This is a genomic window from Sediminibacterium sp. TEGAF015 (assembly GCF_025997995.1).
Taxonomy (GTDB): domain Bacteria; phylum Bacteroidota; class Bacteroidia; order Chitinophagales; family Chitinophagaceae; genus Sediminibacterium.
Genome location: NZ_AP026683.1, coordinates 775,446 through 797,399, shown reverse-complemented (window position 1 = coordinate 797,399; position 21,954 = coordinate 775,446). Strand labels below are relative to the sequence as shown.

The 21,954-nt window shown below is 38.6% G+C and carries 16 protein-coding genes and 1 tRNA gene; 8 read left to right on the top strand and 9 right to left on the bottom strand.

Annotated features, from left to right (window positions below):
* Nucleotides 1-7 precede the first annotated feature (7 nt).
* On the top strand, nucleotides 8-679 hold the full coding sequence (locus TEGAF0_RS03600) for a protein-L-isoaspartate(D-aspartate) O-methyltransferase (RefSeq protein ID WP_264900115.1): 672 nt from the start codon (nucleotides 8-10) through the stop codon (nucleotides 677-679).
* A 123-nt stretch (nucleotides 680-802) separates the two neighbouring features.
* Here TEGAF0_RS03600 and TEGAF0_RS03595 read toward each other — a convergent pair whose 3' ends face one another.
* The 3 genes from TEGAF0_RS03595 to TEGAF0_RS03585 form a co-directional block, all read right to left on the bottom strand.
* The gene (locus TEGAF0_RS03595; RefSeq protein ID WP_264900113.1) at nucleotides 803-3,475 is read right to left on the bottom strand and encodes an outer membrane beta-barrel family protein; all 2,673 of its coding nucleotides are present in this window, start codon (nucleotides 3,473-3,475) and stop codon (nucleotides 803-805) included.
* Between the two features lie 138 nt (nucleotides 3,476-3,613).
* Nucleotides 3,614-4,213, bottom strand: a complete 600-nt coding sequence (locus TEGAF0_RS03590) for a DUF445 domain-containing protein (protein WP_264900111.1) — start codon at nucleotides 4,211-4,213, stop codon at nucleotides 3,614-3,616.
* 50 nt (nucleotides 4,214-4,263) lie between these two features.
* A tRNA-His gene (locus TEGAF0_RS03585) sits at nucleotides 4,264-4,337 on the bottom strand.
* Nucleotides 4,338-4,475: 138 nt separating this feature from the next.
* Between TEGAF0_RS03585 and TEGAF0_RS03580 the strand changes: the two genes are divergently transcribed.
* Both TEGAF0_RS03580 and TEGAF0_RS03575 read left to right on the top strand, forming a co-directional pair.
* Nucleotides 4,476-6,623: a carboxy terminal-processing peptidase gene (locus TEGAF0_RS03580; RefSeq protein WP_264900109.1), complete on the top strand. Its 2,148-nt coding sequence runs from the start codon at nucleotides 4,476-4,478 to the stop codon at nucleotides 6,621-6,623.
* A gap of 33 nt (nucleotides 6,624-6,656) precedes the next feature.
* Nucleotides 6,657-7,166, top strand: a complete 510-nt coding sequence (locus TEGAF0_RS03575; protein WP_264900107.1) for a UpxY family transcription antiterminator — start codon at nucleotides 6,657-6,659, stop codon at nucleotides 7,164-7,166.
* Nucleotides 7,167-7,182: 16 nt separating this feature from the next.
* Here TEGAF0_RS03575 and mtaB read toward each other — a convergent pair whose 3' ends face one another.
* Entirely contained in the window at nucleotides 7,183-8,460 is a 1,278-nt protein-coding gene (gene mtaB, locus TEGAF0_RS03570) for a tRNA (N(6)-L-threonylcarbamoyladenosine(37)-C(2))-methylthiotransferase MtaB (RefSeq protein ID WP_264900105.1), read from the bottom strand.
* A 184-nt stretch (nucleotides 8,461-8,644) separates the two neighbouring features.
* On the opposite strand from mtaB, the gene TEGAF0_RS03565 reads away from it, so the two are divergent.
* The 3 genes from TEGAF0_RS03565 to TEGAF0_RS03555 all read left to right on the top strand — a co-directional run bounded on the left by TEGAF0_RS03565 (nucleotide 8,645) and on the right by TEGAF0_RS03555 (nucleotide 14,677).
* The gene (locus tag TEGAF0_RS03565; RefSeq protein WP_264900104.1) at nucleotides 8,645-11,887 is read left to right on the top strand and encodes a glycosyltransferase family 117 protein; all 3,243 of its coding nucleotides are present in this window, start codon (nucleotides 8,645-8,647) and stop codon (nucleotides 11,885-11,887) included.
* Nucleotides 11,888-11,986: 99 nt separating this feature from the next.
* Nucleotides 11,987-13,129: a vWA domain-containing protein gene (locus TEGAF0_RS03560; RefSeq protein WP_264900102.1), complete on the top strand. Its 1,143-nt coding sequence runs from the start codon at nucleotides 11,987-11,989 to the stop codon at nucleotides 13,127-13,129.
* Nucleotides 13,130-14,677: a sigma 54-interacting transcriptional regulator gene (locus TEGAF0_RS03555; protein WP_264900100.1), complete on the top strand. Its 1,548-nt coding sequence runs from the start codon at nucleotides 13,130-13,132 to the stop codon at nucleotides 14,675-14,677.
* On the opposite strand, the gene TEGAF0_RS03550 is transcribed toward TEGAF0_RS03555, so the two are convergent.
* Both TEGAF0_RS03550 and glmM read right to left on the bottom strand, forming a co-directional pair.
* A complete protein-coding gene (locus tag TEGAF0_RS03550) occupies nucleotides 14,674-15,801 on the bottom strand; it encodes a cysteine desulfurase family protein (protein ID WP_264900099.1) in 1,128 nt (375 codons plus the stop codon). The two genes, TEGAF0_RS03555 and TEGAF0_RS03550, sit on opposite strands and share 4 nt — an antisense overlap.
* Before the next feature lie 10 nt (nucleotides 15,802-15,811).
* Nucleotides 15,812-17,200 (bottom strand): phosphoglucosamine mutase, encoded by a 1,389-nt coding sequence (glmM, locus tag TEGAF0_RS03545; protein ID WP_264900098.1) that lies wholly within the window; start codon nucleotides 17,198-17,200, stop codon nucleotides 15,812-15,814.
* An 82-nt stretch (nucleotides 17,201-17,282) separates the two neighbouring features.
* On the opposite strand from glmM, the gene TEGAF0_RS03540 reads away from it, so the two are divergent.
* Nucleotides 17,283-18,029, top strand: a complete 747-nt coding sequence (locus tag TEGAF0_RS03540; RefSeq protein WP_264900096.1) for a class I SAM-dependent methyltransferase — start codon at nucleotides 17,283-17,285, stop codon at nucleotides 18,027-18,029.
* A gap of 4 nt (nucleotides 18,030-18,033) precedes the next feature.
* Here the strand turns inward: TEGAF0_RS03540 and TEGAF0_RS03535 are convergent, their stop codons facing one another.
* Nucleotides 18,034-19,110 carry a tryptophan 2,3-dioxygenase gene (locus TEGAF0_RS03535; RefSeq protein WP_264900095.1) on the bottom strand — a complete coding sequence of 359 codons (1,077 nt, stop codon included), beginning with the start codon at nucleotides 19,108-19,110 and terminating at the stop codon, nucleotides 18,034-18,036.
* A gap of 67 nt (nucleotides 19,111-19,177) precedes the next feature.
* Here TEGAF0_RS03535 and pyrF point away from each other — a divergent pair, with 67 nt between their 5' ends.
* Nucleotides 19,178-20,038 carry an orotidine-5'-phosphate decarboxylase gene (gene pyrF, locus TEGAF0_RS03530; RefSeq protein ID WP_264900094.1) on the top strand — a complete coding sequence of 287 codons (861 nt, stop codon included), beginning with the start codon at nucleotides 19,178-19,180 and terminating at the stop codon, nucleotides 20,036-20,038.
* A gap of 1 nt (nucleotide 20,039) precedes the next feature.
* Here pyrF and TEGAF0_RS03525 read toward each other — a convergent pair whose 3' ends face one another.
* Together TEGAF0_RS03525 and kynU are read right to left on the bottom strand one after the other, a co-directional pair.
* Entirely contained in the window at nucleotides 20,040-20,648 is a 609-nt protein-coding gene (locus tag TEGAF0_RS03525; protein ID WP_264900093.1) for an SGNH/GDSL hydrolase family protein, read from the bottom strand.
* A complete protein-coding gene (gene kynU, locus TEGAF0_RS03520; RefSeq protein WP_264900092.1) occupies nucleotides 20,648-21,913 on the bottom strand; it encodes a kynureninase in 1,266 nt (421 codons plus the stop codon). The genes TEGAF0_RS03525 and kynU overlap by 1 nt, the downstream gene beginning before the upstream one ends.
* Between the last annotated feature and the right edge of the window lie 41 nt (nucleotides 21,914-21,954).

The following is a 21,954-nucleotide window of genomic DNA, read 5'->3' as shown; positions in this document are numbered from 1 at the left end:
TCGCAGCATGCAAAAGAAACGAGACTATTCTGATACATATCGTCACAAAGGGATGCGCAAGAAGTTGATTGAAACCTTGCGTGAAAAGGGCATTACGGATGAAGCCGTTTTGGAAGCAATGAATAAGATACCCAGGCATTTTTTCCTGGAATCTGCTTTTGATGAAATTGCTTATGAAAATCGTGCATTCCCAATTTCTGCAGATCAGACTATTTCGCATCCTTATACTGTAGCCTATCAGACCCAGTTGCTACAAATCAAAAAAGGGGATAAGGTATTGGAAATTGGAACTGGAAGTATTTATCAGACAACCATTCTGGCAGAGCTGGGACCTCAATGGGTTTACACCATCGAAAGGCAAAAAAAATTATATGAAGAGCAGCAGGAATACTATCATTTCAAAAGAAATTATCCCAACATCAAGTTTTTTTTCGGGGATGGTTTTAAGGGGTTGCCTACGTATGCTCCATTTGATAAAATCTTAATCACTGCAGCCGCTCCATTTGTTCCCCCCATGCTAATTGAACAGTTAAAACCCGGAGGTATGATGGTGATACCTGTAAACGAAGGAGAAGCGCAAAGAATGATGCGCATAACCAAACTATCTGACGGAAGATTACAGGAAGAATTGTTTGATGAGTTTTCTTTTGTTCCTATGTTACAGGGAAAGACAGATTAGCACCTTTTCAGCTTATTGAATTCAATCCTGCTAATGGTAGAAAATAAACTTAAGATATAACTAAAAAAACAAGGCCCCGGTAGAAACCAGGGCCTTTCTCTTAAACTAAAACTAAAACTAAAATTATTGCTGCATCATATCCATACCACCACTCTGGTCGGCCTTGGTATTTTTGCGTTTAAATAAGCTTGCGTCAAATTTTCCAAAACGGTAGCTGAAATTCAGGCGTAAAACCTGTGGATCTCTTCTACGTTGGTTGGTTTGGTTGAAGAATGAACTTTCAGAATAACTCTGGAACAATTGTGTTCTGAATATATCGTTCATGCTAAGTGTCAAATTGCCTGATTTCCCATTTTTCCAGGTAAACTCTTTTCTGATGGCAAGGTCTACTCCATATCTGGGTAGGTTATACCCCTGAGCACCTGACTGAGGGCCACCGCCAAACATCATTCCACCACCGCCGCCACCGCCGCGGCCACCACCACCGCTGCTCTGTGGTAATACAGTTTTAGCCTGGTAATCTCCACTCAATTGAATTGAAAAACCTTTGCCTAATTTGAATGTGTTGTTCATCTTGGTAAACCAACTCCATTGTGCCTGTACCAAGTTAGGTTGACCAGGAACAGTTGCATTTATCCTGGAGTTGAAAATATTCAGGTTCACTGTCATTTCCCACCAGCTGTTAACCGAAGTTTTATTGGTTAATTCCAAGCCAAAGGATCTAGCACTGTTTGCATTAATAAATGTGCTGAAAAATGCACTATCTCCTGGTATCAGCGCGTTGGCATCTCTGTATACATAGCGTGTAATCAAATTGGTAGAATGCTTGAAGAAAGCAGTGACCAAAAAGTTAGAACCTTTTTTGTAAGCATTGTTCCAGCTCATTTCAAATGAATTGGTGAATTCAGGTTTTAAACCTGCATTTCCCATATTGATATTCTGAGGGTCTGAGTAATCCGGAAAAGGCATTAACTGAAAGAAGTTGGGTCTGTTAACTCTTCTTGAATAGTTAATCTGAAAATCCTGCTTCTCATCAATTTTATAAGTTATGAATGCACTAGGGAATAAGCTTAATGGAAACTTCACCGAGAAAGTGGCAGAATCAGCACCTTTTGAATTTAGTAAAGTTCCCGTATAGTTAGAGCTTTCTGCTCTTAAGCCCAGTTGGTAACTCCATTTGTTTACTCTAAAGCTATAAGTGCTGTATGCGGCATACACTGCATCAGTGTATTTATAACGGCTACTTATTAATGGAATCAATTCATACTGACCTGTAAATTGATTAAAACGGAATTGATCCAGTTTATTATTAAAGTCTCTGATAGCAAAGCGGCCGCCAGCTTCAAATTTAGTATCATCAGTAAGCGGATTTTCATAATCAATCTGGAATGTATGGTTTGTAGTTCCGCCAGATCCTATTCCACGCTGCAACAATGGATTTCCTTTCTGTGTTCCATTCAAGTTGTAAGTAAAGTTTCCAATGTTTGAAAAGTTATCATTGGTACTTTTATTGTAGTTATAATCAGAGGAAATATTGTGTCCGTTCTTTGCAAAATTGTGTTTATAGCTAATTTGAGTACCTAGGTTCCTGAAATTGCTGGTAGACTGCGTACCAATATTTGAATAAGAAGTTGGAATGTTTTTTATGGTAGAGTCAACTCTTTGTGTTTGGTCATTATCAAATTGACCTCTGTTGTAATTCGCAGTTACTGAAATCGTATTTCTGTTATCAACAAAATAATCAATTCCACCTCTGAAGAAAGCAAAATATCCTTTGTTCGTGGCATCTTGCACATTGTATATGCTACTGGGCGTTGCCAATAAATTGTTTCTGTCTGTAATACCTTCAGAAATTGATTTACGCTGGTTGTACACACCGCTACCGGTAAAGTTCAATTTGTTCTGACGCAAATTGATATCTCCTCCGCCATTCAACATACCACGAGAATCAATACCAGCTCTGATGCCACCATTGTAACCCACTTTTTTATTTTTCTTCAAAACGATATTTAAAATACCTGCATTTCCGCCGGAAGCATCAAACTTAGCTGAAGGGTTGGTAATCAATTCTACACGGTCAATAATGTCCGATGGTATCTGGTCCAAAGTAATGGTAGTAGGTCTTCCATCAATAAACAAAGTTGGAGCAGCATTCCTTAAAGTAACATTTCCGTCAATGTCTACGTTTAAAGCAGGAATATTACGCATTAATTCAGTGGCAGTTTGACCAGATCCCATCAGGTTCTTGTCTACATTGAAAATTTTACGATCTATGCCCAATTCAAATTGTGGCTTGGTAGATGCTGTTACTGTAACATTCCCCAGATTGGTGGCATCTTCTTCCATTTTGATATTCCCCAAGTCTTTATCTGCCATACCAATCATCTGCTGCATATTACCACCGCCGGCACCTCCGGATGGCATTTTGATACCAAAAGAAATGCTCTGGTCAATTGTTTTATAAGCGAGTGCTGTAGCGTTTAATTTGAATGATCCGAAAAGGGGGAGGTTTTCAAAGCTGAAATCACCATTAGACTTAGTAATAACAGTACCTAAAATTGCTTCTTTCATTTTTTTTGAAACGGTATCAAATTTATTACCTCTCAACTGTACGGTTACACCTTCAATTCCCTTGTTGGTTTTACTATCTACCATTTTACCATAAAAATGACCAATATTCATGTTCTGGCTGGCACCTGCTCCGGCACCTCGACCACCCATCATTGGGGGCATTTGTGCCTTGGCATGACCCATGATCATCCCGGCTAAAAGAAAAATTCCTAAAAATTTACGCATATTCATCATTATTATTAATTGCAAAGTTGGTTTACACTCATGGGGAAAGAATCTCCCATTTTATAAGCGGTAATATGACAAGCCTGAGTGGATAAAGTTTAACAAAATCGGCGAATAGGTCATTTAATCCGTCGGTGACTAAGCAATCATAGTTATGATTACCTGAATAATACCAATGATGAATCCTAAAACACCACCAAGAATTTCAATAAATCGAAATTCTTTGGACATAATATCATTTAATATCTGCTCTAATTTATCAGAAGAGAATCCCTTTACTTTTTCAATCACAATTTTTTCTAGATCCAATTGAGACTGCAGTTGATTCATATAAGATTTCATTAAGTCTGGAAATAATTCCTGTAATTCTGCCATAAAAACCGTCTTCATCTGGGTAATGGTCTGATCGCCAATAAACATACTGATGATGGGCATATGGTCAGCCAGCTTTACTCTTAAGAAATGGTCAATATGGGCGTCTATCTGAGGGAGCAGGGCCTCCATATTGCTAGGGTTGGTAATTTTTTCTTCAATATCTCGAAAAGAGAGCAACTCTGCACTTACCAATTTGCCCAGTTTCTCGGCAAACTGCGCTTGTCTTTTGGGAAAAATCCCAATGAAAGTGATTCCCAGAATTTTTACCGGTTCTTTAGGATGAAAAAGCATTTTAATGGCGACCCAATTGGTAAACCAGCCAATAAAAGCTGAAATAAAGGGTATCAGGTAAATAAGACTCATGCTTTTAAATTTAAAAACCTATAAAACATACGCTTTATAGGTTTTAAGTGGGAGAGCGAGGGGTCTCGAACCCCCGGCCTTCAGTGCCACAAACTGACGCTCTAACCAACTGAGCTACGCCCTCCGTTTTTGTGGACGGCAAAAGTAGGAAATATTTTTTAAAAAAACTTCATCCAAACCTTTGTTAATTGAAAATGTAGTTGCAATTAGCATCTTATTTTGGGTTATTTTTGAGAAGACCATGCAAAAATTCAAGCAATTTATGAAGAGTAGAAAAGGGTTAGTGTTAACGGCTCTGGTATTATTTGGCTCACTTTTTATTGCCTTTAGAAGCATAAACGGAGCAGATTCCAACGAAAAAATAGCACAGCAGCAAAGACTTTTAAATACAGTAGGAATGTTGTTAGAACAACAACATTACAGTCCTAAAAAAATCAATGATGATTTTTCAAAAAAAGTGTTCAAGGGCTATCTTGATCAGCTGGATGGAGACAAAAGCCTTTTTACAGCAGCGGATGTAAGCGGGCTCAAGAAAATGGAGACAACCATTGATGATGAAATCCATGGGGCAACTATGCAATTTCAGCCTGCTGTTAGTGCTATTTATACAAAACGTGTAGACGAAACTGTCCGATTTTACAAAGAAATACTTTCTCGCCCATTTGATTTTTCAGTAAACGAATCAGTGCAACTGGATGGCGAAAAATTGAACTATACACAAACAGATGCAGAACGAAAGGATCGCTGGAGAAAAAAGCTCAAATATTATACATTGGAGCGATTTGTGGATTTACAGGAAGAGAGGGAAAAAAATAAAGGCAAGGATAGTTTCAGGGTATTGCCAGATGACAGTCTAGAACTCAATGCCAGAAACAGTGTGCTAAAAATGATGGACCGTACTTTCAACCGCATCAAAACAACCTTTACCGAAGAACAACGTTTCAATTCTTTTATCAATGTCATTACCAATTTAATGGATCCGCATACGGACTATTATCCACCGGTTGAGAAAAGAGCATTTGATGAGAGAATGAGCAACCAGTTTTATGGAATAGGTGCTCAGTTACAACAGGATGACAACGGTATTAAAATAGCTAGTATTGTTACGGGAGGCCCTGCCTGGAAATCCGGAGCAATTGTGGCAGGAGATATTATTATTAAAGTTGCACAAGGTGCTAACGAACCTGTTGATGTGAGTGGTTACGGAACAGAAGATGCGGTTAAATTAATAAGAGGTGATAAGGGTACAGAAGTAAGGATCACCTTTAAAAAGCAGGATGGTACTACCAGAACGGTTTCACTTATCAGAGAGAAAATAGAGCAAGATGAAGGGTTGGCTCGCAGTGCTATTGTTATGCAGGGCAATGATAAAATAGGGTACATCGCCTTGCCTGATTTCTATGCTAATTTTGAAGATAAGAATGGGTTTAAATGCTCGGAGGATGTAGCAGAAGAAGTAAAAAAACTAAAAGCAGAGAAAGTAAAAGGAATTGTTATAGATCTCAGAAACAATGGAGGTGGTTCCTTACTGGAAGTAGTTAAAATGGTTGGGTTGTTTATCCCATCTGGGCCTGTAGTTCAGGTAAAGGAAAGAGATGGCAGAGTAGATCAACAAACCTGGAGAGACAATGACGAATCGGTTTTATATGATGGACCATTGGCTGTTATGGTGAATGAACTGAGTGCTTCCGCTAGTGAAATTTTTGCTGCTGCTATCCAGGATTACAAGAGAGGCATTGTAATTGGTAGTAGTTCTACTTATGGAAAAGGAACAGTACAAAGACCAATACCTTTTGGCAGACCCATTGATTTTTACAGCAGCAGAACCGAGTTTGGAGCAGTAAGCTTAACCTTCCAGAAATTCTACAGGGTAAATGGAGGAAGCACACAACTAAAAGGTGTTGTTCCGGATATCATTATGCCAGATACGTATGAGTATCTGAAAATAAGGGAAAAAGACAATCCGAATTCTCTGCCTTGGGATGCCATTCCGCAAACCGGTTATCAGTTATGGAATGGGGGAACAGGCGGTCAGTTGGATCAAATCATTAAAAGAGAACAGAACAGAATTGTTTCTGATCCTAATTTGAAATTATTGCAGGATAATTTGAAATGGTTAACTGCCAATAATGATAACCCCATAAACCTTCAGATTGATCAGTTTAAGCAAATACAAAAACGAATTACAAATACTGTAAATCAAAATAACACTTTGCTTAAATTGAAGAATGAGTTGAATGTTCAGGCAATGGAAGCGGACAGAGATAAATTTTATAATAATCCTGACAAAAATAAAGGGCTTCGTTATCAGGAGTGGTTAAAATTATTAAAGCATGATCTGCACATTGATGCAGGAGTGAAAGTGATTCAGGAATTGTCTGAAAACCATTCAGCAACAGCAAGAAATTGATTAGCTTAACAGACAGTATGATCCCGAGAGAAAATGGAAAATAAACTAACCAAAAAATGGTACGCCATTTACACCAAACCCAGATGGGAAAAGAAAATTGATTCTGTTTTAATAAGAAAAGGGATAGAGAGTTGGTGTCCTTTGCAAAAAGTAGAAAGACAATGGTCTGATCGAAAAAAAATTGTTGAAGAGCCTCTTTTTAAATCCTATGTTTTTGTTCGCATTGATGACACTGAACGATCCAAAGTACTAATGACCGATGGCGCCCTCAACTTTGTATATTATCTGGGGAAACCTGCTGTTATTAAAGATGAGGAAGTGGAAAATATCAAATTATACCTTGCAGAAAAAGATGCCAGAATCACAATTATTTCAGATGAAGGCTTTTCCAGTGGTGATTTGGTGAAAGTTAATTATGGCGTTTTTATGGATCAGGAAGGCACTGTGGTAAGGGGGGGAAAGAAGAAAGTATATGTACAGCTTCAAGGTCTTGGTCAGGTAATGATTGTAGAGTTCCCGGCCACTTTTCTTACAGTGAAATAATGAGTTGGTTCAGTGGTTATAGTTTCCAGTCTACAATTTGATTGGCCCATTCTGCTCTGAATGGTGTACTTACCCTGATATAGTTATCAGTGTATCCTTCCATCATACCTTCTTTATTAAATGCTTCAAATAAAACAGGACGATTGGTACCGGTATGTTGCTGGGTAAAATACTGCAACTTCATATAAGACAAATTCCGAAGTGTTTTATTGCGTTCATTTCTTACTGAAATAGGTACAACGGGCTGAATTTCTAGTGCCTTGGTGTTGTCTCTTTCTGAATAGGTAAATACATGTAAATAGGAGACATCCAGCGAGTGAATAAAATCAAAGGTTTCTTTAAAATCTTCCTCCGATTCTCCAGGGAATCCCACAATCACATCTACTCCAATGGCTGCATGCGGCATCAGTTCTTTTATCAGTGCCACTTTTTCGGCATACAAAGCACGCTTGTATCTTCTTCTCATCAGCCCCAGTATTTTGTCTGATCCGCTTTGAAGGGGAATGTGAAAATGAGGCATGAACTGGTCGCTCTTGGCTACCCATTCAATCAACTCATTGGTAATTAGATTCGGTTCTATGGAAGATATTCTGTACCGTTCTATTCCTTTTACCTCGTCCAATGCTTTTACCAAATCGGTAAAGCTTTCTAAATGCTGTTTTTCCCCGTCAGGACCTTTTCCGAAGTCCCCGAGATTAACGCCGGTCAATACAATTTCTTTTACTCCGTCTGCTGCCAATTTCTCGGCATTCTTGATAACATTGGCAATGCTGTCACTTCTGCTCTTACCCCTTGCCATTGGAATTGTACAAAAGGAACAGTTGTAATCGCAACCATCCTGTACTTTTAAAAATGTTCGGGTTCTGTCATTCTGTGAGAAAGAGGCATTGAATCCACTGACTTCACTGATATCACAACTGCAAATTTTAGCAGGGTCGTTGGTTTTGGTCAGATTCCCGATATGTTCTGCTATATTGAATTTTTCGGCAGCGCCTAATACCAGGTCTACTCCGGGGATACTCGCAATTTCCTTTGGCTTTAGCTGTGCATAACAGCCTGTTATGATTACAAAGCTTTCTGGTGCTTTGCGTTGAATCCTGCGCACTATCTGGCGACATTCCTTGTCTGCATTATCCGTAACGGAACAGGTGTTGATAACATACACATCCGCAACCTCATCAAAGTCCTTTTTTTCAAATCCTTCCTTCTCCATTAACCTGCTTAGCGTGGAGGTTTCAGAAAAGTTCAGCTTACAGCCCAGGGTGTGAAATGCTACGGTTTGTTTTTGATTCATGCGGCCGCAAAGTTAAGACAGGCATTTGATATAACCGCTTTACAATTAATCGGCTATCTGTTGAATTCAAAGTCCTTGAATTTCAGGTGTAAAAACTTTCTTAAAATGGCCGAATCCCCTCAATCTATTTCAAATTTCACCTATAATAAGTTATGTTTGTCCCTCTTTAAAAACCAAAACAAATATGCAGTTTAACAAGATTAATAACATTATTGGCTGGCTGGTTTTTGCAATTGCCAGCATGGTTTATACACTTACTGCGGAAGCGGGCGGAAGCTTATGGGATTGTGGTGAGTTTGTAAGTAGCTGTTTCAAGCTTCAGATACCCCATCCTCCGGGCGCCCCTCTATTTGTTATTCTAGGTAGAATTTTTATCATATTGTTCGGAGACAATCCAATGAGTGCTGCAAAAGCAGTAAACATGATGAGTGCCATGGCGAGCGCTTTTACCATCTTGTTCTTATTCTGGACCATTACCCATTTTGCCCGCAGAATCATGCGAGTTAAAACTTCTGATACCATTAGCGGTTTTCAGATTTGGAGTATTATGGGGGCTGGAGTAGTGGGTGCATTGGCCTACACTTTCAGTGATTCATTCTGGTACAGTGCTGTAGAAGGTGAAGTTTATGCGCTTTCCTCTTTCTTTACTGCGATTGTATTTTGGGCAATTCTGAAATGGGAAAATCATGCCGATGAACCAGGTGCAGACCGTTGGATTGTTTTCATCTTCTTTATGATGGGACTGTCTATTGGTGTTCACTTGCTAAACCTTTTAACCATTCCAGCTATTGTTATGGTTTATTATTTCAAAAAACGTGAAAACTTTAATTATGAACTTATCCGTAGTTGGTTTATCAAACTGGTAATTATAGGAGGTGTGTTGGCTTTCTTCGGCGCATTGGTAGGTGCAGCTGCTGAAGCTACTGATAATGTGGGCATGGACGGAACAGTTGCCGGATTAATGATTTTAGCCACTTTATTGGGTGTAGGGTTCCTGTTCCTGATAGAAAAATGGAAGCCTGAGCAAAAAGCCTATTTCGGAGGAGTTTATATTTTCTTTGTTATTGGTTGTATTATAACAGGCGTAGTTCAGGTAGGAGTGATTCAGTATTCTATTAAACTGGCGGGATCATTTGATCGCTGGTTGGTTAACGGAGCCGGACTGCCCTTCTTTACCGGATTTACACTTTTCTTTGTTTTGGTTGCTGTACTATTATGGCAGGGTTTAAGAGTGGCTGCAAAGCGTGCATGGCCTTATTTAACGCTGGCCATTTGGTGTATCAGCTTTATGTTCATCGGATACAGTACCTATTTAACAACCATGATTCGCAGTAGCGCCAATCCTTCAGTGGATATGTACAATGTGGACAATCCAATGAGTTTGGTAGGCTACCTGGGAAGAGAACAATATGGAGATTTTCCATTGTTATATGGTCAGAAATTTACCGCACAACCTGTAGACTTAAGAAATACAGGAATGCGTTACCAAAAAGCCCGCGATAAATACATTGAAGTGGGTCAGGATAAAAAGTATGTGTATAATGCGGAAGACAAAATGGTTTTTCCAAGAGTCTGGGATGCAAGTGACGATCAGTACCATGCGTATTATTACTCTGCTTTCTTAAATATCCCTAAACTAAAAGATGGTACGTATGAAAGGGCTCCTAATCAGGTAGACAATGTGAAGTTCTTTGTAGGCTATCAGGTGTACTGGATGTATTTCCGTTATTTTATGTGGAATTTTTCTGGTAAGCAAAATGATATACAAGGTGTGTATACCGGAAATGTAAGAGATGGTAACTGGATTACAGGTATCTCATTTGTTGATAATTTGATTTATGGCGATCAGTCTCAATTGCCTGATTCCCTTAAAAATAACAAAGCAAATAATAAGTTGTTTGCACTGCCTTTTATACTCGGAATACTTGGATTTGTTTATCACCGTAAAAAAAGAGGAGACGACGCATTTACCAATTTATTAATGTTTTTCTTCACTGGTTTTGCTATTGTGTTGTATCTGAATCAGGCAGGTAATCAGCCACGTGAACGGGATTATGCGTATGTGGGAAGCTTTTATGCCTTTGCGGTATGGATTGGTTTAGGAGTAATGGCCATTGCTTCCTACCTAGAAAAGAAATTAAAACCTGCAATGGCAGCCAGTCTGGCAACAATTATTTGCTTGCTGGCTGTTCCAGCACTTATGGCACAGCAAGAATGGGACGACCACGATAGGAGCAAAAAAGTATTGGCGAGAGATTTAGCCAAAGACTATCTGGAAAGTTGCGCTCCGAATGCGATTTTATTCACTTTTGGAGACAATGACACTTATCCTTTGTGGTATGCACAGGAAGTAGAAGGGATTCGTCCTGATATTCGTGTAATCAACTACAGTTTGTTAGGTATTGACTGGTACATTAATCAACTCCGCTATAAGGTAAACCAGAGTGACCCAATAGATGTGATCTGGTCTGCAGAACAAATTGAGGGTGGTAAAAGGGATTATGCTTTGTATAGACCCAAGCCCAATATTCCCGAAGATCGTTACTATGACTTATATGATTTGATGAAGAATTATGTAGGAAGTGATGATCCGGTAAATATGGAAGACAGAGGGAATGGAGAAGCCTTAAGTACTTTCCCTGTTCGTAAATTCTCTGTTCCGGTAAATGCCACTGATGTTTTAGCTAACAAAACAGTAAATGCAAATGATAGTGTAGTTGCAGAATTGCGATTTGAATTGCCAAAGGGTTCCATGATGAAGAACGATATGGCCGTTTTAAATATCATAGCTGCTAATAAATGGAAACGCCCTATCTACTTTACAAATCCACAAGTGGATCTTGGATTTGATGAGTTCCTCAGAAGAGATGGACTCAGTCATCGTCTGGTGCCTGTTCAGGGTTCAAAAGTGAACACTGACTGGATGCTAACTAAAGCAATGAATGTTTTTGTAGCAGGGAATGCCAATGTAAAGGGGGTTTACTTTGACGAAGAAAACAGGAGACACCTTAATAGTATCCGTACCGCTTATACAGAGCTGGCTATTGACTTGGCTTCAAAAGGTCGTAAGGAAGATGCTAGAAAAGCTTTACAGAAAGTAGATCAGTTGATGGATGAAGAAAACTTCCCTTACGGTATGGTAAGTAGAGGCAATATGCATAACAGGAATTCATTGATGTTCCTGGAAGCCTGCTATATGGCGGATGATAAAGCGCTTATAGAAAAAGTATCCAAATCTGTTACAAAAGATTTACAGCAGCAGATTAAATACTACAATTCTTTAACGGGTAGAAAAGCGGAAATGATGGAAGATGAAAAGCGTATTGCAGAAGGATATATGGAAGGAATGGAAAGGATGAAAACTGTCTATAATCCGGCCATACAGATACCAGGGAAATTGATGGCTCCCAGAGATAGTAGTAAATAGTCTATTTAAATGTATAAAAAATCGTCCTGAATACGGGACGATTTTTTTGTTGCGTATATGCCTCATCCTTGTATTTCGATACAAAAATGAAAACTATGGATGAAAAGCCTGAACTTAATGGTTGAATTACTGTTAATAAATTCTATGATTGGCTATCAGTTTTTTTCCTTCAATCCTGCACAGAACGAACAATCCAAATTTGTTCAGTTGCTGCATATATTTTCGCAGTTACTGGTGTATACCAATGGAAGTGCAGAAGAATCGCTGAGTTGGATGAATGAGCTAGATAAGCAATACCATTTTACTGATGATGAATATGGTATGGGCGATTTTATAGAGGACTTAAAAAAGAATGGGTATCTGAAAGAGAATGAAGCCGATGGTAGTTTTCAGATAACTGCCAAATCAGAACAAACCATTCGCAAGAAAAGTCTGGAAGAAATATTCGGGAAACTAAAGAAAGCCGATAAGGGTAACCACTCAACCTTTAAAACAGGTCAGGGGGACGAAGCCAGTGCCGATACACGGCCATTTCAGTTTGGGGATATGCTGGAACAGATTGATTTTACCGAAAGTATAAGAAACGCCCAGATTAATAGGGGGGTAGAGTCTTTTTCTATGCAGGAAGATGATTTGCAAATTCGGGAATCAGATTTCAAAACACAAACATCCACTGTGTTGATGATTGATATTTCCCATTCCATGATATTATATGGGGAAGATCGCATCACGCCTGCTAAAAAAGTGGCCATGGCGCTTTGCGAACTGATTACAACACGATACCCAAAAGACACGATTGATATTGTTGTTTTCGGAAACGATGCATGGAGTATTGAAATCAAGGACCTTCCTTATCTTACCGTAGGACCTTATCATACCAATACTGTTGCCGGTTTGGAATTGGCTATGGATTTGTTGCGAAGAAGAAAGAATCCAAACAAGCAAATCTTTATGATTACAGATGGTAAACCTACCTGCCTGAAAATTGGTAATCAATATTATAAAAATAGTTTTGGCTTAGATAGAAAAGTAGTGAATCGCTGCATTAATCTTGCTGCGCAGTGCAAAAAGTTGAAGATTCCAATTACAACATTTATGATTGCATCGGATCCCTATCTGCAGCAATTTGTAGAAGAATTTACAGAAATGAATAATGGCAAAGCTTATTTTGCTTCATTGGATAAACTGGGCTCATTTATATTTAAGGATTTTGAAAGTGGAAAAAGAAAAAATGTATTCTAAATGAAAAAGAACAAGGTATTTAAGTATACAGATATTTTTACTCTGGGACAATTAAAAGCCAGTGGATACCAATCTAAATCGGTGAAGCAGGAAATCAGGGATAATCTTATTCAGAAAATACGGGACAAAGAAAATCCTTTTGAAGGTATCATTGGATATGAAGACACCGTAATTCCTGATACTGAAAGAGCTATACTAAGTCAGCATAATATTTTGTTTCTGGGTTTAAGAGGTCAGGCCAAAACCAGAATGGCCCGTCAAATGACTTTTTTGCTGGATGAATACATACCAGTAATTGCAGGTTCTGAAATTAATGATGACCCAATGCAGCCTATGAGTCGTTATGCTTTAGATGTAATTGCTGAACAAGGGGATGAAACACCTATTGAGTGGATACATCGAAGCAAACGGTATGGAGAAAAACTGGCAACGCCTGATGTGAGTGTGGCTGATTTGATTGGTGATATTGATCCCATTAAAGCGGCTAATTTAAAATTGAGCTTTTCTGATGAAAAAGTAATTCATTACGGAATTATACCAAGAAGTAACAGAGGGATTTTTGTAATCAATGAATTACCGGACCTGCAAGCCCGCATACAAGTGGCTTTGTTCAATATTTTACAGGAAGGTGATATTCAAATTCGAGGATTTAAACTAAGAATGCCTTTAGATATTGTTTTTATTTTCACAGCTAATCCAGAAGATTACACAAATCGCGGTAGTATTGTTACGCCTTTGAAAGATAGAATTGAAAGCCAGATATTAACACATTACCCCAAGCAAATTGAAGACTCATTAGCCATCACTGAACAGGAAGCACAAATTTTGCCTGTTCAAAAGGAAAAGATTGCCATAAGTGATTTGGTAAAAAGAATCATTGAACAAGTGGCTTTTGAAGCCAGATCCAATGAATATGTAGATCGTAAGAGTGGGGTTAGTGCAAGACTTACCATCGCAGCCTATGAAAATGCAGTGAGTGCCGCTGAGAGAAGGTTGCTTATTAATCAGGAAGAGAAAACACAGGTCTGGATCAGTGATTTGGTTGGAATAATTCCTGCCATTACAGGTAAAATAGAACTGGTATATGAAGGAGAGCAGGAGGGACCCTATCAGGTTGCAGTAAATCTGATTGAAAAATCTATGCGACAATTATTTGTACAGTATTTTCCAAATCCTGAAACCAGTAAAAAAAGAAAACCAACAGGCAAAAAATCTACAGAAGAATCAACAGTTACTGAAAGTCCTTATCAGTCAATCACACGCTGGTTTAATAATGGCAATCATTTAGAGTTGTTGAATGATTTGAATGACCAACAGAAAATTGAAACTTTGTATCAGGTGGAAGGCTTGTATGCTTTGATTAAGAAACATTATCCACTGGCTAATAACCAGGAAAACGCCTTGCTAATGGAGTTTGTACTACATGGTTTGGCAGCTTACTCCCTGATTAGCAAAAAATCAATTGATGGTAAAATCAGCTTCAATGATTTAATGGGTAGTATGATGAATTTTGGTCAGTTGGAATCAGAAGAAGATGATGATTTTTAAATCAACTCCTTTAGCTTGGATATCACTTGGTCTAATTCAGCCTTTGTATTGTGTTTGCTAAAGCTGAAGCGTACTGTAACCTGATTCGGGTTATTGTTGATGGCCCTTATTACATGTGAACCCTGATCGGCGCCGCTGGTGCAGGCACTTCCTCCACTGGCACAGATATTATTGATGTCTAGGTTAAACAGAATCATTTCACTTTTCTCTGTTTTAGGAAAGCTTACACTTAATACAGCATACAACGATTTCCCTGTTGGGTCGCCGTTAAATGCAACGCCAGTTATTTGCTTCTGCAATTCCTGCATCATGTACATTTTCAATTCATTGATGTACTTGCTTTCGCTTTCAAAGTGTTCTGTAGCTAGTTCCAGTGCTTTTGCAAAACCAATAATTCCATACAAATTTTCTGTGCCAGCTCTCATATTTCTTTCCTGACTTCCTCCGTGCACAAAGGGCTTTATTTTTACATTCTCATTAATGTACAGCATCCCAACACCTTTAGGCCCGTGGAACTTATGACCCGCGCCGGTAATGAAATGTACTGGTGTGTTTCTTAAATCAAAAGGGAAATGTCCAACCGTTTGAACGGTATCGCTATGAAAGATTGCCTGATATTTTTTACATAAATTACCCACTGCGTGCAAGTCAATCATATTGCCAATTTCATTGTTGGCATGCATCAAGGTAACCAGGCATTTTTCTTCACTTTCAGCAAGTAAGTTTTCCAAATCTTCCAGGTCAATATGTCCATTGGGTAGCAACTTAACATAGCTTAAGGCTGCTTCACCATTATGATATAAATACTCAACTGTATGACTGGTAGCATGGTGTTCAATAGGAGAACTGATAATATGTTTGCACCCAAGGTCTCTTACAGAAGCAGTAATGGCTGTATTACTACTTTCAGTACCTCCACTGGTAAAAAAAATTTCTGCAGGGTGTGCATTTAAGATTTTAGCAACGGATTTTCTAGCATTTTCAATCGCCATTCTGGATTCTCTCCCATAGGAATAAATTGAAGAGGGGTTCCCAAAATGCTTAGTCAAATAAGGCATCATGGCCTCTAAAACCGCGGGATCCAGTGAAGTGGTGGCTGCGTTGTCCAGATAAATTCTTTCCATTGTAATTGTTTTATTTTCCAGCTGCTTCTTTAATGTCTTTCATTAATTGTTTGGCAATATTGTTGGCGACGGTTTCACTATTACTTTCTGCATAAATGCGAATAATGGGCTCTGTATTACTGCTTCTTAAATGAACCCAGTCGTTGTCAAATTCAATTTTAAGTCCATCCTCCTCATTGATCTCGTGTTTGCTGTACTTCTCCTTGATTTTTGAAAAAATAAAGCTCAAGTTAACATCAGCACTCAGTTCAATTTTATTTTTACTCATGAAATAATCTGGATAGCTACTTCTCAACTGCTTAACTGTTTTTTTCTCCATTGCCAGATGAGTAAGGAATAGGGCAATGCCAATCAAAGCGTCTCTTCCGTAATGAAAATCCGGAACAATGATGCCTCCGTTTCCTTCGCCACCAATTACTGCATTCACTGCTTTCATTTTAGTAACAACATTCACTTCACCCACTGCACTTGCAGTATATTCACCACCATGTTTTAGTGTAATATCTTTTAGTGCACGTGTGCTGCTCATATTGCTAACAGTATTGCCTTTTCTGTGTTTTAACATATAATCAGCAACTGCCACCAGTGTATATTCTTCCCCAAATAAGTTGCCGTCCTCACATACAAAGCAAAGTCTGTCCACATCAGGATCAACAGCAATACCCATGGAAGCATTTTGTTTGATTACTTCATTGCACAAATCTCTTAAGTGCTCTGGAAGTGGTTCCGGGTTATGTGCAAACTGTCCATTCACTTCTGCATTAAGGATGGTATATTTTTTAACACCCAGCGCCTCTAGTAATGCAGGTACAGCAATAGCACCAGAGCTGTTGATGGCGTCAATTACAATGGAGAAATCGGCGGCCGCAATAGCCTCTTTATTTACCAAAGGATAGTTAACACAGGCTTCAATATGCTTTTGAAGCAAATTCGTGCCTGGAGTAATTGTACCCAATTCATCTACTTTTGCGTAGCTGAATGCTTCATTCTGTGCTATTTCAAGCAATTGTTTGCCTTCTGAACCACTGATAAATTCGCCCTTATCATTTAATAATTTCAAGGCATTCCATTCTTTAGGATTGTGACTGGCTGTCAAAATAATCCCGCCGACAGCTTTTTCCATCACTACAGCCATTTCAACGGTTGGAGTAGTGCTTAAGCCAAGATCTACTACATCAAAGCCTAATGCAATCAATGTATTGGCAACAAGTCCCTGAACCATGGATCCGCTTATCCTGCCATCTCTGCCAATCACTATTTTTTTATTGGCTCGGTTCGCATTCTTAAGCATAGTGCCATATGCCGATGTAAATTTTACTATATCCAGAGGGCTTAGTGTGTCGCCTGGTTGTCCCCCGATTGTGCCTCTAATGCCTGAAATACTCTTAATTAATGCCATATAATATCACTTAAACGGCGGCGAATATAATTCAAATTTTTTGTATGCTTTGGAGCGCTACCTTTGCCGTTTAAACATCAATATGGCAGACAGAGCATGGTTTAAAGATTGGTTTAATTCGCCATACTACCATTTATTATATCAACACAGGGACGAGACAGAGGCTGAGCAGTTTATTAGAACCCTGATTTCTTATTTGAATCCGTCAAAAGGGTCAAAGATGCTTGATATTGCCTGTGGAAAGGGCAGACATAGTATGGTGCTTGCAAATCTTGGTTTTGATATTACCGGTATTGATCTTTCTGAAGCCTCTATTGAAGACGCTAAATTAGCAGAGTCAGATCTTCTACATTTTTATCAACATGATATGCGAAAGCTGTTTCGCATCAATTACTTTGATTTTGCATTTAACTTTTTTACCAGTTTTGGTTACTTTAAAACCAGAAGAGAGCATGATAATGCCATTCGAATGATGGCAAACAGTGTAAAAGTGGGAGGGACACTGGTTATTGATTATATGAATGTTCACTATGTAGAGCAGCAGCTAGTACCAAGTCTACAAATAGAAGTAAACGACGTTAAATTTCATATAACAAAATGGCAAACAGAAGCTCATTTTCTTAAACAGATTCAGATCACCGACAAGGATCACCTGCAGCCCATGCATTTGTATACAGAGAAGGTTGCCAAATTTTCTTTAGGCGATTTCACAGATATGCTGAGTTATCATCATATGCAGGTTACTGAGGTATTTGGTGACTATCAGCTGGGAAGTTATGACGTTAAGCATTCTCCCAGAATGGTAATGGTAGCCCGTAAATTGAAGTAATCCTTTACAAATTGAATCCCAGGAACTGTATCAGGCTTGCGGGTAGTTTCGGAAGTTTTCTTCTCTCAATTAAGAAAGTAGAAAGGCCAGACAAGTCTCGGTAAACATAATGCTTGTTTAAAGCACCTTCCAGATAACCAGCGCCGGAAGTATTTCCGGTTCCCACACGCATACCAATCATTCTTCTAACCATTATCAGGTGCTTGTGTCTCCAGTTACTCATAAGATGGTCAATCTCAATCAGAGCATCCAGTATCTGGTAAGAAGTCTGGAAGACAGGAAAGTCTCTGTACAACATAATAAATAAGGCGGCACGCATAGCTGCGGGACTGAAACTTGTTGAAAGAAATTCCTTCTGTTCATCACTGAAATAGGAAGGATACAGATGGAAGAAAATTGCATCAAAATCAACAGACTTGTTTTTTTCTCTTTCAGAAAGTCCGCTCAGGTATATTTCACGATAAGCGCTCCAGAATGGATGATTTTCAGGAAGATTTTCTCCGGTCTGTTCCCAGTAATCCGAATGAAAGAACGGCATTCTTTCGAGCCAGTCATTAATGAGTTGAAGTAAATTTTTGTTTTCTTCTGTCTGATTAATATCCTGATAATCTTTCTGCGTAAATCCACCTTCATTGGTTCGTTTATAATAGTCTTTCTGGTGCCTTTTTTCAAGCACCAATCCAAGTCTTGCTTCAATTAAACGGAACTGTTTACTCTGAAATCCGGATGAAGGAGTAAGCAAGTTTCTGAATGCCAGGAAATCCATAGGGGTCATAGTATCCAAGATGCCAACCTGTTGATTCAGTAATTCAATAATTTTTATGATTCGCTTGAACCGGTGTCTTACCAGGTTTAAGTCCTCTGAATTGTCATTGATTTTTTCTTTTTGGAATACGCCCATGCAATAGTCCATTTCAAATAGAATCTGCTTAAACCATAGCTCATATGCCTGATGAATAACAATAAACAACATTTCATCATGAGCTGGTTCATTTCCAGGTTCAAAACTTACCGGGTATTGACTTTCAATGATTTTTTCCAATTGCAGATAGCTTCCATAATACATGGGTTCTTTTTCCATATTCAATCGTTAGGATTCAAATATAGCTTCATTCATTCAATTCAAAAAGAACCATTAATTTCGTTTTATGACCATTACATCATTAAGCCAACATATTCAGAACAAACAGTCTTATCTCTGTGTAGGATTAGATACCGACTTTCAAAAGTTGCCAGTTCATTTAAAAGATAAGCCAGATGCGATGCTGAGGTTTAATAAAGCCATTATTGAGGCAACTCTACCGCATTGCGTGAGCTATAAAATCAATACAGCCTTTTATGAATCAATGGGATTAAAAGGATGGGAGATTATGCAAGAAACTTTGTCATTTATACCCAAGACGCATTTCACTATTGCTGATGCCAAACGAGGTGATATTGGTAATACCTCAACACAATATGCCAAGGCATTTTTTGAAGCAATGGATTTTGATGCCATTACTGTAGCACCATATATGGGAGAGGATAGTATTCGTCCTTTTCTGGAGTACGAAAATAAAGTGACGATTGTACTAGGGCTCACTTCTAATATTGGCAGTAACGATTTTCAACAACTACTGTTGGAGGAATATGATGAATCGCTCACGATGGTACCCCATATAACGCAGGGAGCAGTCAGCAAAAGATTATACGAACATGTTATAGGCAGAGTAGCAACCTGGGGAACACCAGAAAATCTAATGTTTGTGGTTGGTGCTACACAGGCAACTGAATTTGAAAATATCCGAAGTATCGTTCCCGAACATTTTTTATTGGTTCCCGGAGTAGGTGCTCAGGGTGGAAGCTTAGAAGCAGTAAGCAAGTTTGGATTAAATAAAAATGCAGGATTGCTTGTAAACGCAAGCAGGGCAGTTATTTATGCTTCTGAAGGAGAGGACTTTGCTGATAAAGCAAAATCTGTTGCAAAAGCATATCAGGAAGAAATGGCTACCTATTTGAGCAACCGTTGATTTATTCCAGTATTTGCTGTATGGCATTTGCCATTTTTTTTGCCCAGATTAAATGTGTTTCATAAGAGAAGTGAAGGCCATCTGATGCAATGGCTTTGGGTTCTAATGAAAACTCCCTTGTTTCAGTAGTAATATCAATGAAGTTTGTGTGATATTGCTTGGCAGTTTGTTTACAAACAATATTGAAAGCATCAATTTCCTTTGCTATCTGTTCTTTGTTTTTATCTGTTGCAAAAGGAGTGCATCCCCAGTCCGGAATAGATAAAATAATGACTCTTTCATTTTTGCCTGATGCAAAATGAATCGCTTTTTTTACCAGAAATTCAAAATCATTTAAAAAATTGTCTACTGATAAATTTCTATATTGATTATTAACACCAATTAACAGACTTACAAAATCGTAGTGATGATTTAACTGGGTATGCAGCAAATGTTCTGCAAGTTCTGAACTTGTCCATCCGGTTTTAGCAACTATTTCCGGGGCATATATGGATATTTTTTTCTTTCTTAGTAATTGAGTGGTTATATAAGGAAACGACTCATGAATTGGAACAGCTTCACCAATAGTGTAAGAGTCACCCAAAGCAAGAAAACTGTTTATATGCTGCATTAAAAGTTGGTTTTTAATATTTCATAGAAACGATACACATCTGTGAATCCACAATACAAGGGAGCAGGAGCAACCCTGATAACACCCGGTTCACGAAAGTCTACAATTATACCACTCTCAATCATTTTGGAATGAATTTCCTTTCCCTTTTCCTTAAAATAGAGAGATAACTGTGCGCCTCTCTGTGCAGGGTCTGCCGGAGTAATGATTTCAAAATTGATATTCGTTAACTGCTGCAGTAAGTAAGCCAGATAATTGGTAAGTACAATACTTTTTTCTCTTAACGCATGTATATCAGCTTTGTCTATTATTTCTAGCGAAGCTTTAAGTGCCGTCATATTAAAAACCTGAGCCGTACTAATATTCCAGCCGCTAGCATCTTGCTTGGGAATAAATCCCTTTTCCATTTTAAATCTGGTAGATTCATTATTACCCCACCAACCAGCCAGACGGTTCATTGAGGAATTGGTAACGTGTTTTTCATGAATAAAATACCCCCCTGTAGCGCCAGGTCCGGCATTTAAATATTTGTAGCTACACCAGGCCGCAAAATCAACCTCCCAATCATGAAGGTTAAGTGGAATATTACCAGTTACATGTGCAAGGTCAAATCCTGCAATGGCGTCTACTTCATGTGTAGCTTTTGTAATAGTTGCAAGATCAAAATACTGTCCAGTATAATAATTGATTCCACCAAACAAAACCATGGCAAGCTGACTCCCCGTTGCTTTAATAACATCTGTAATTTGCTGTGTAGTTAATGTTTTGGAACCATCCAAAGGCTGTATTTCAATTATGGTATCATCTGGATTTAAACCAAAGTGGCGAACCAGCGTTTCTACCGCATACTGATCAGACGGAAATGCGCCTGCTTCCATGATGATTTTATACCTGCCTGGAGTTGGTTTGTAAAAGCTTAGCATTAATAAGTGAAGATTGACTGTAAGGGCATTCATGGCGCTTACTTCACTTTCTTTTGCGCCCACGAGTTTAGACAATGCGGGTTTTAAATACTCCTGGTAATACAACCACGGATTCGTTCCATTGAAATATCCACCAACTGCCAATTCCTGCCAGGTATTCAACTCTGTTTCAAATGCTTTTGCCGCATTTTTCGGCTGTAAACCCAATGAGTTTCCGCAGAAATAGATAACATCTTTCCCCTGATGCTGAGGAAAATGAAATTGACTCCGGAAATAATTCAGTGGATCCTGCTGATCCATTTCGGTAGCATAGGCCAGAGTTGGCTGGAAGGTATGGTGCATTGTCCTTTTTACCGCAAAGTAAAGCTATCCACCGATTATTT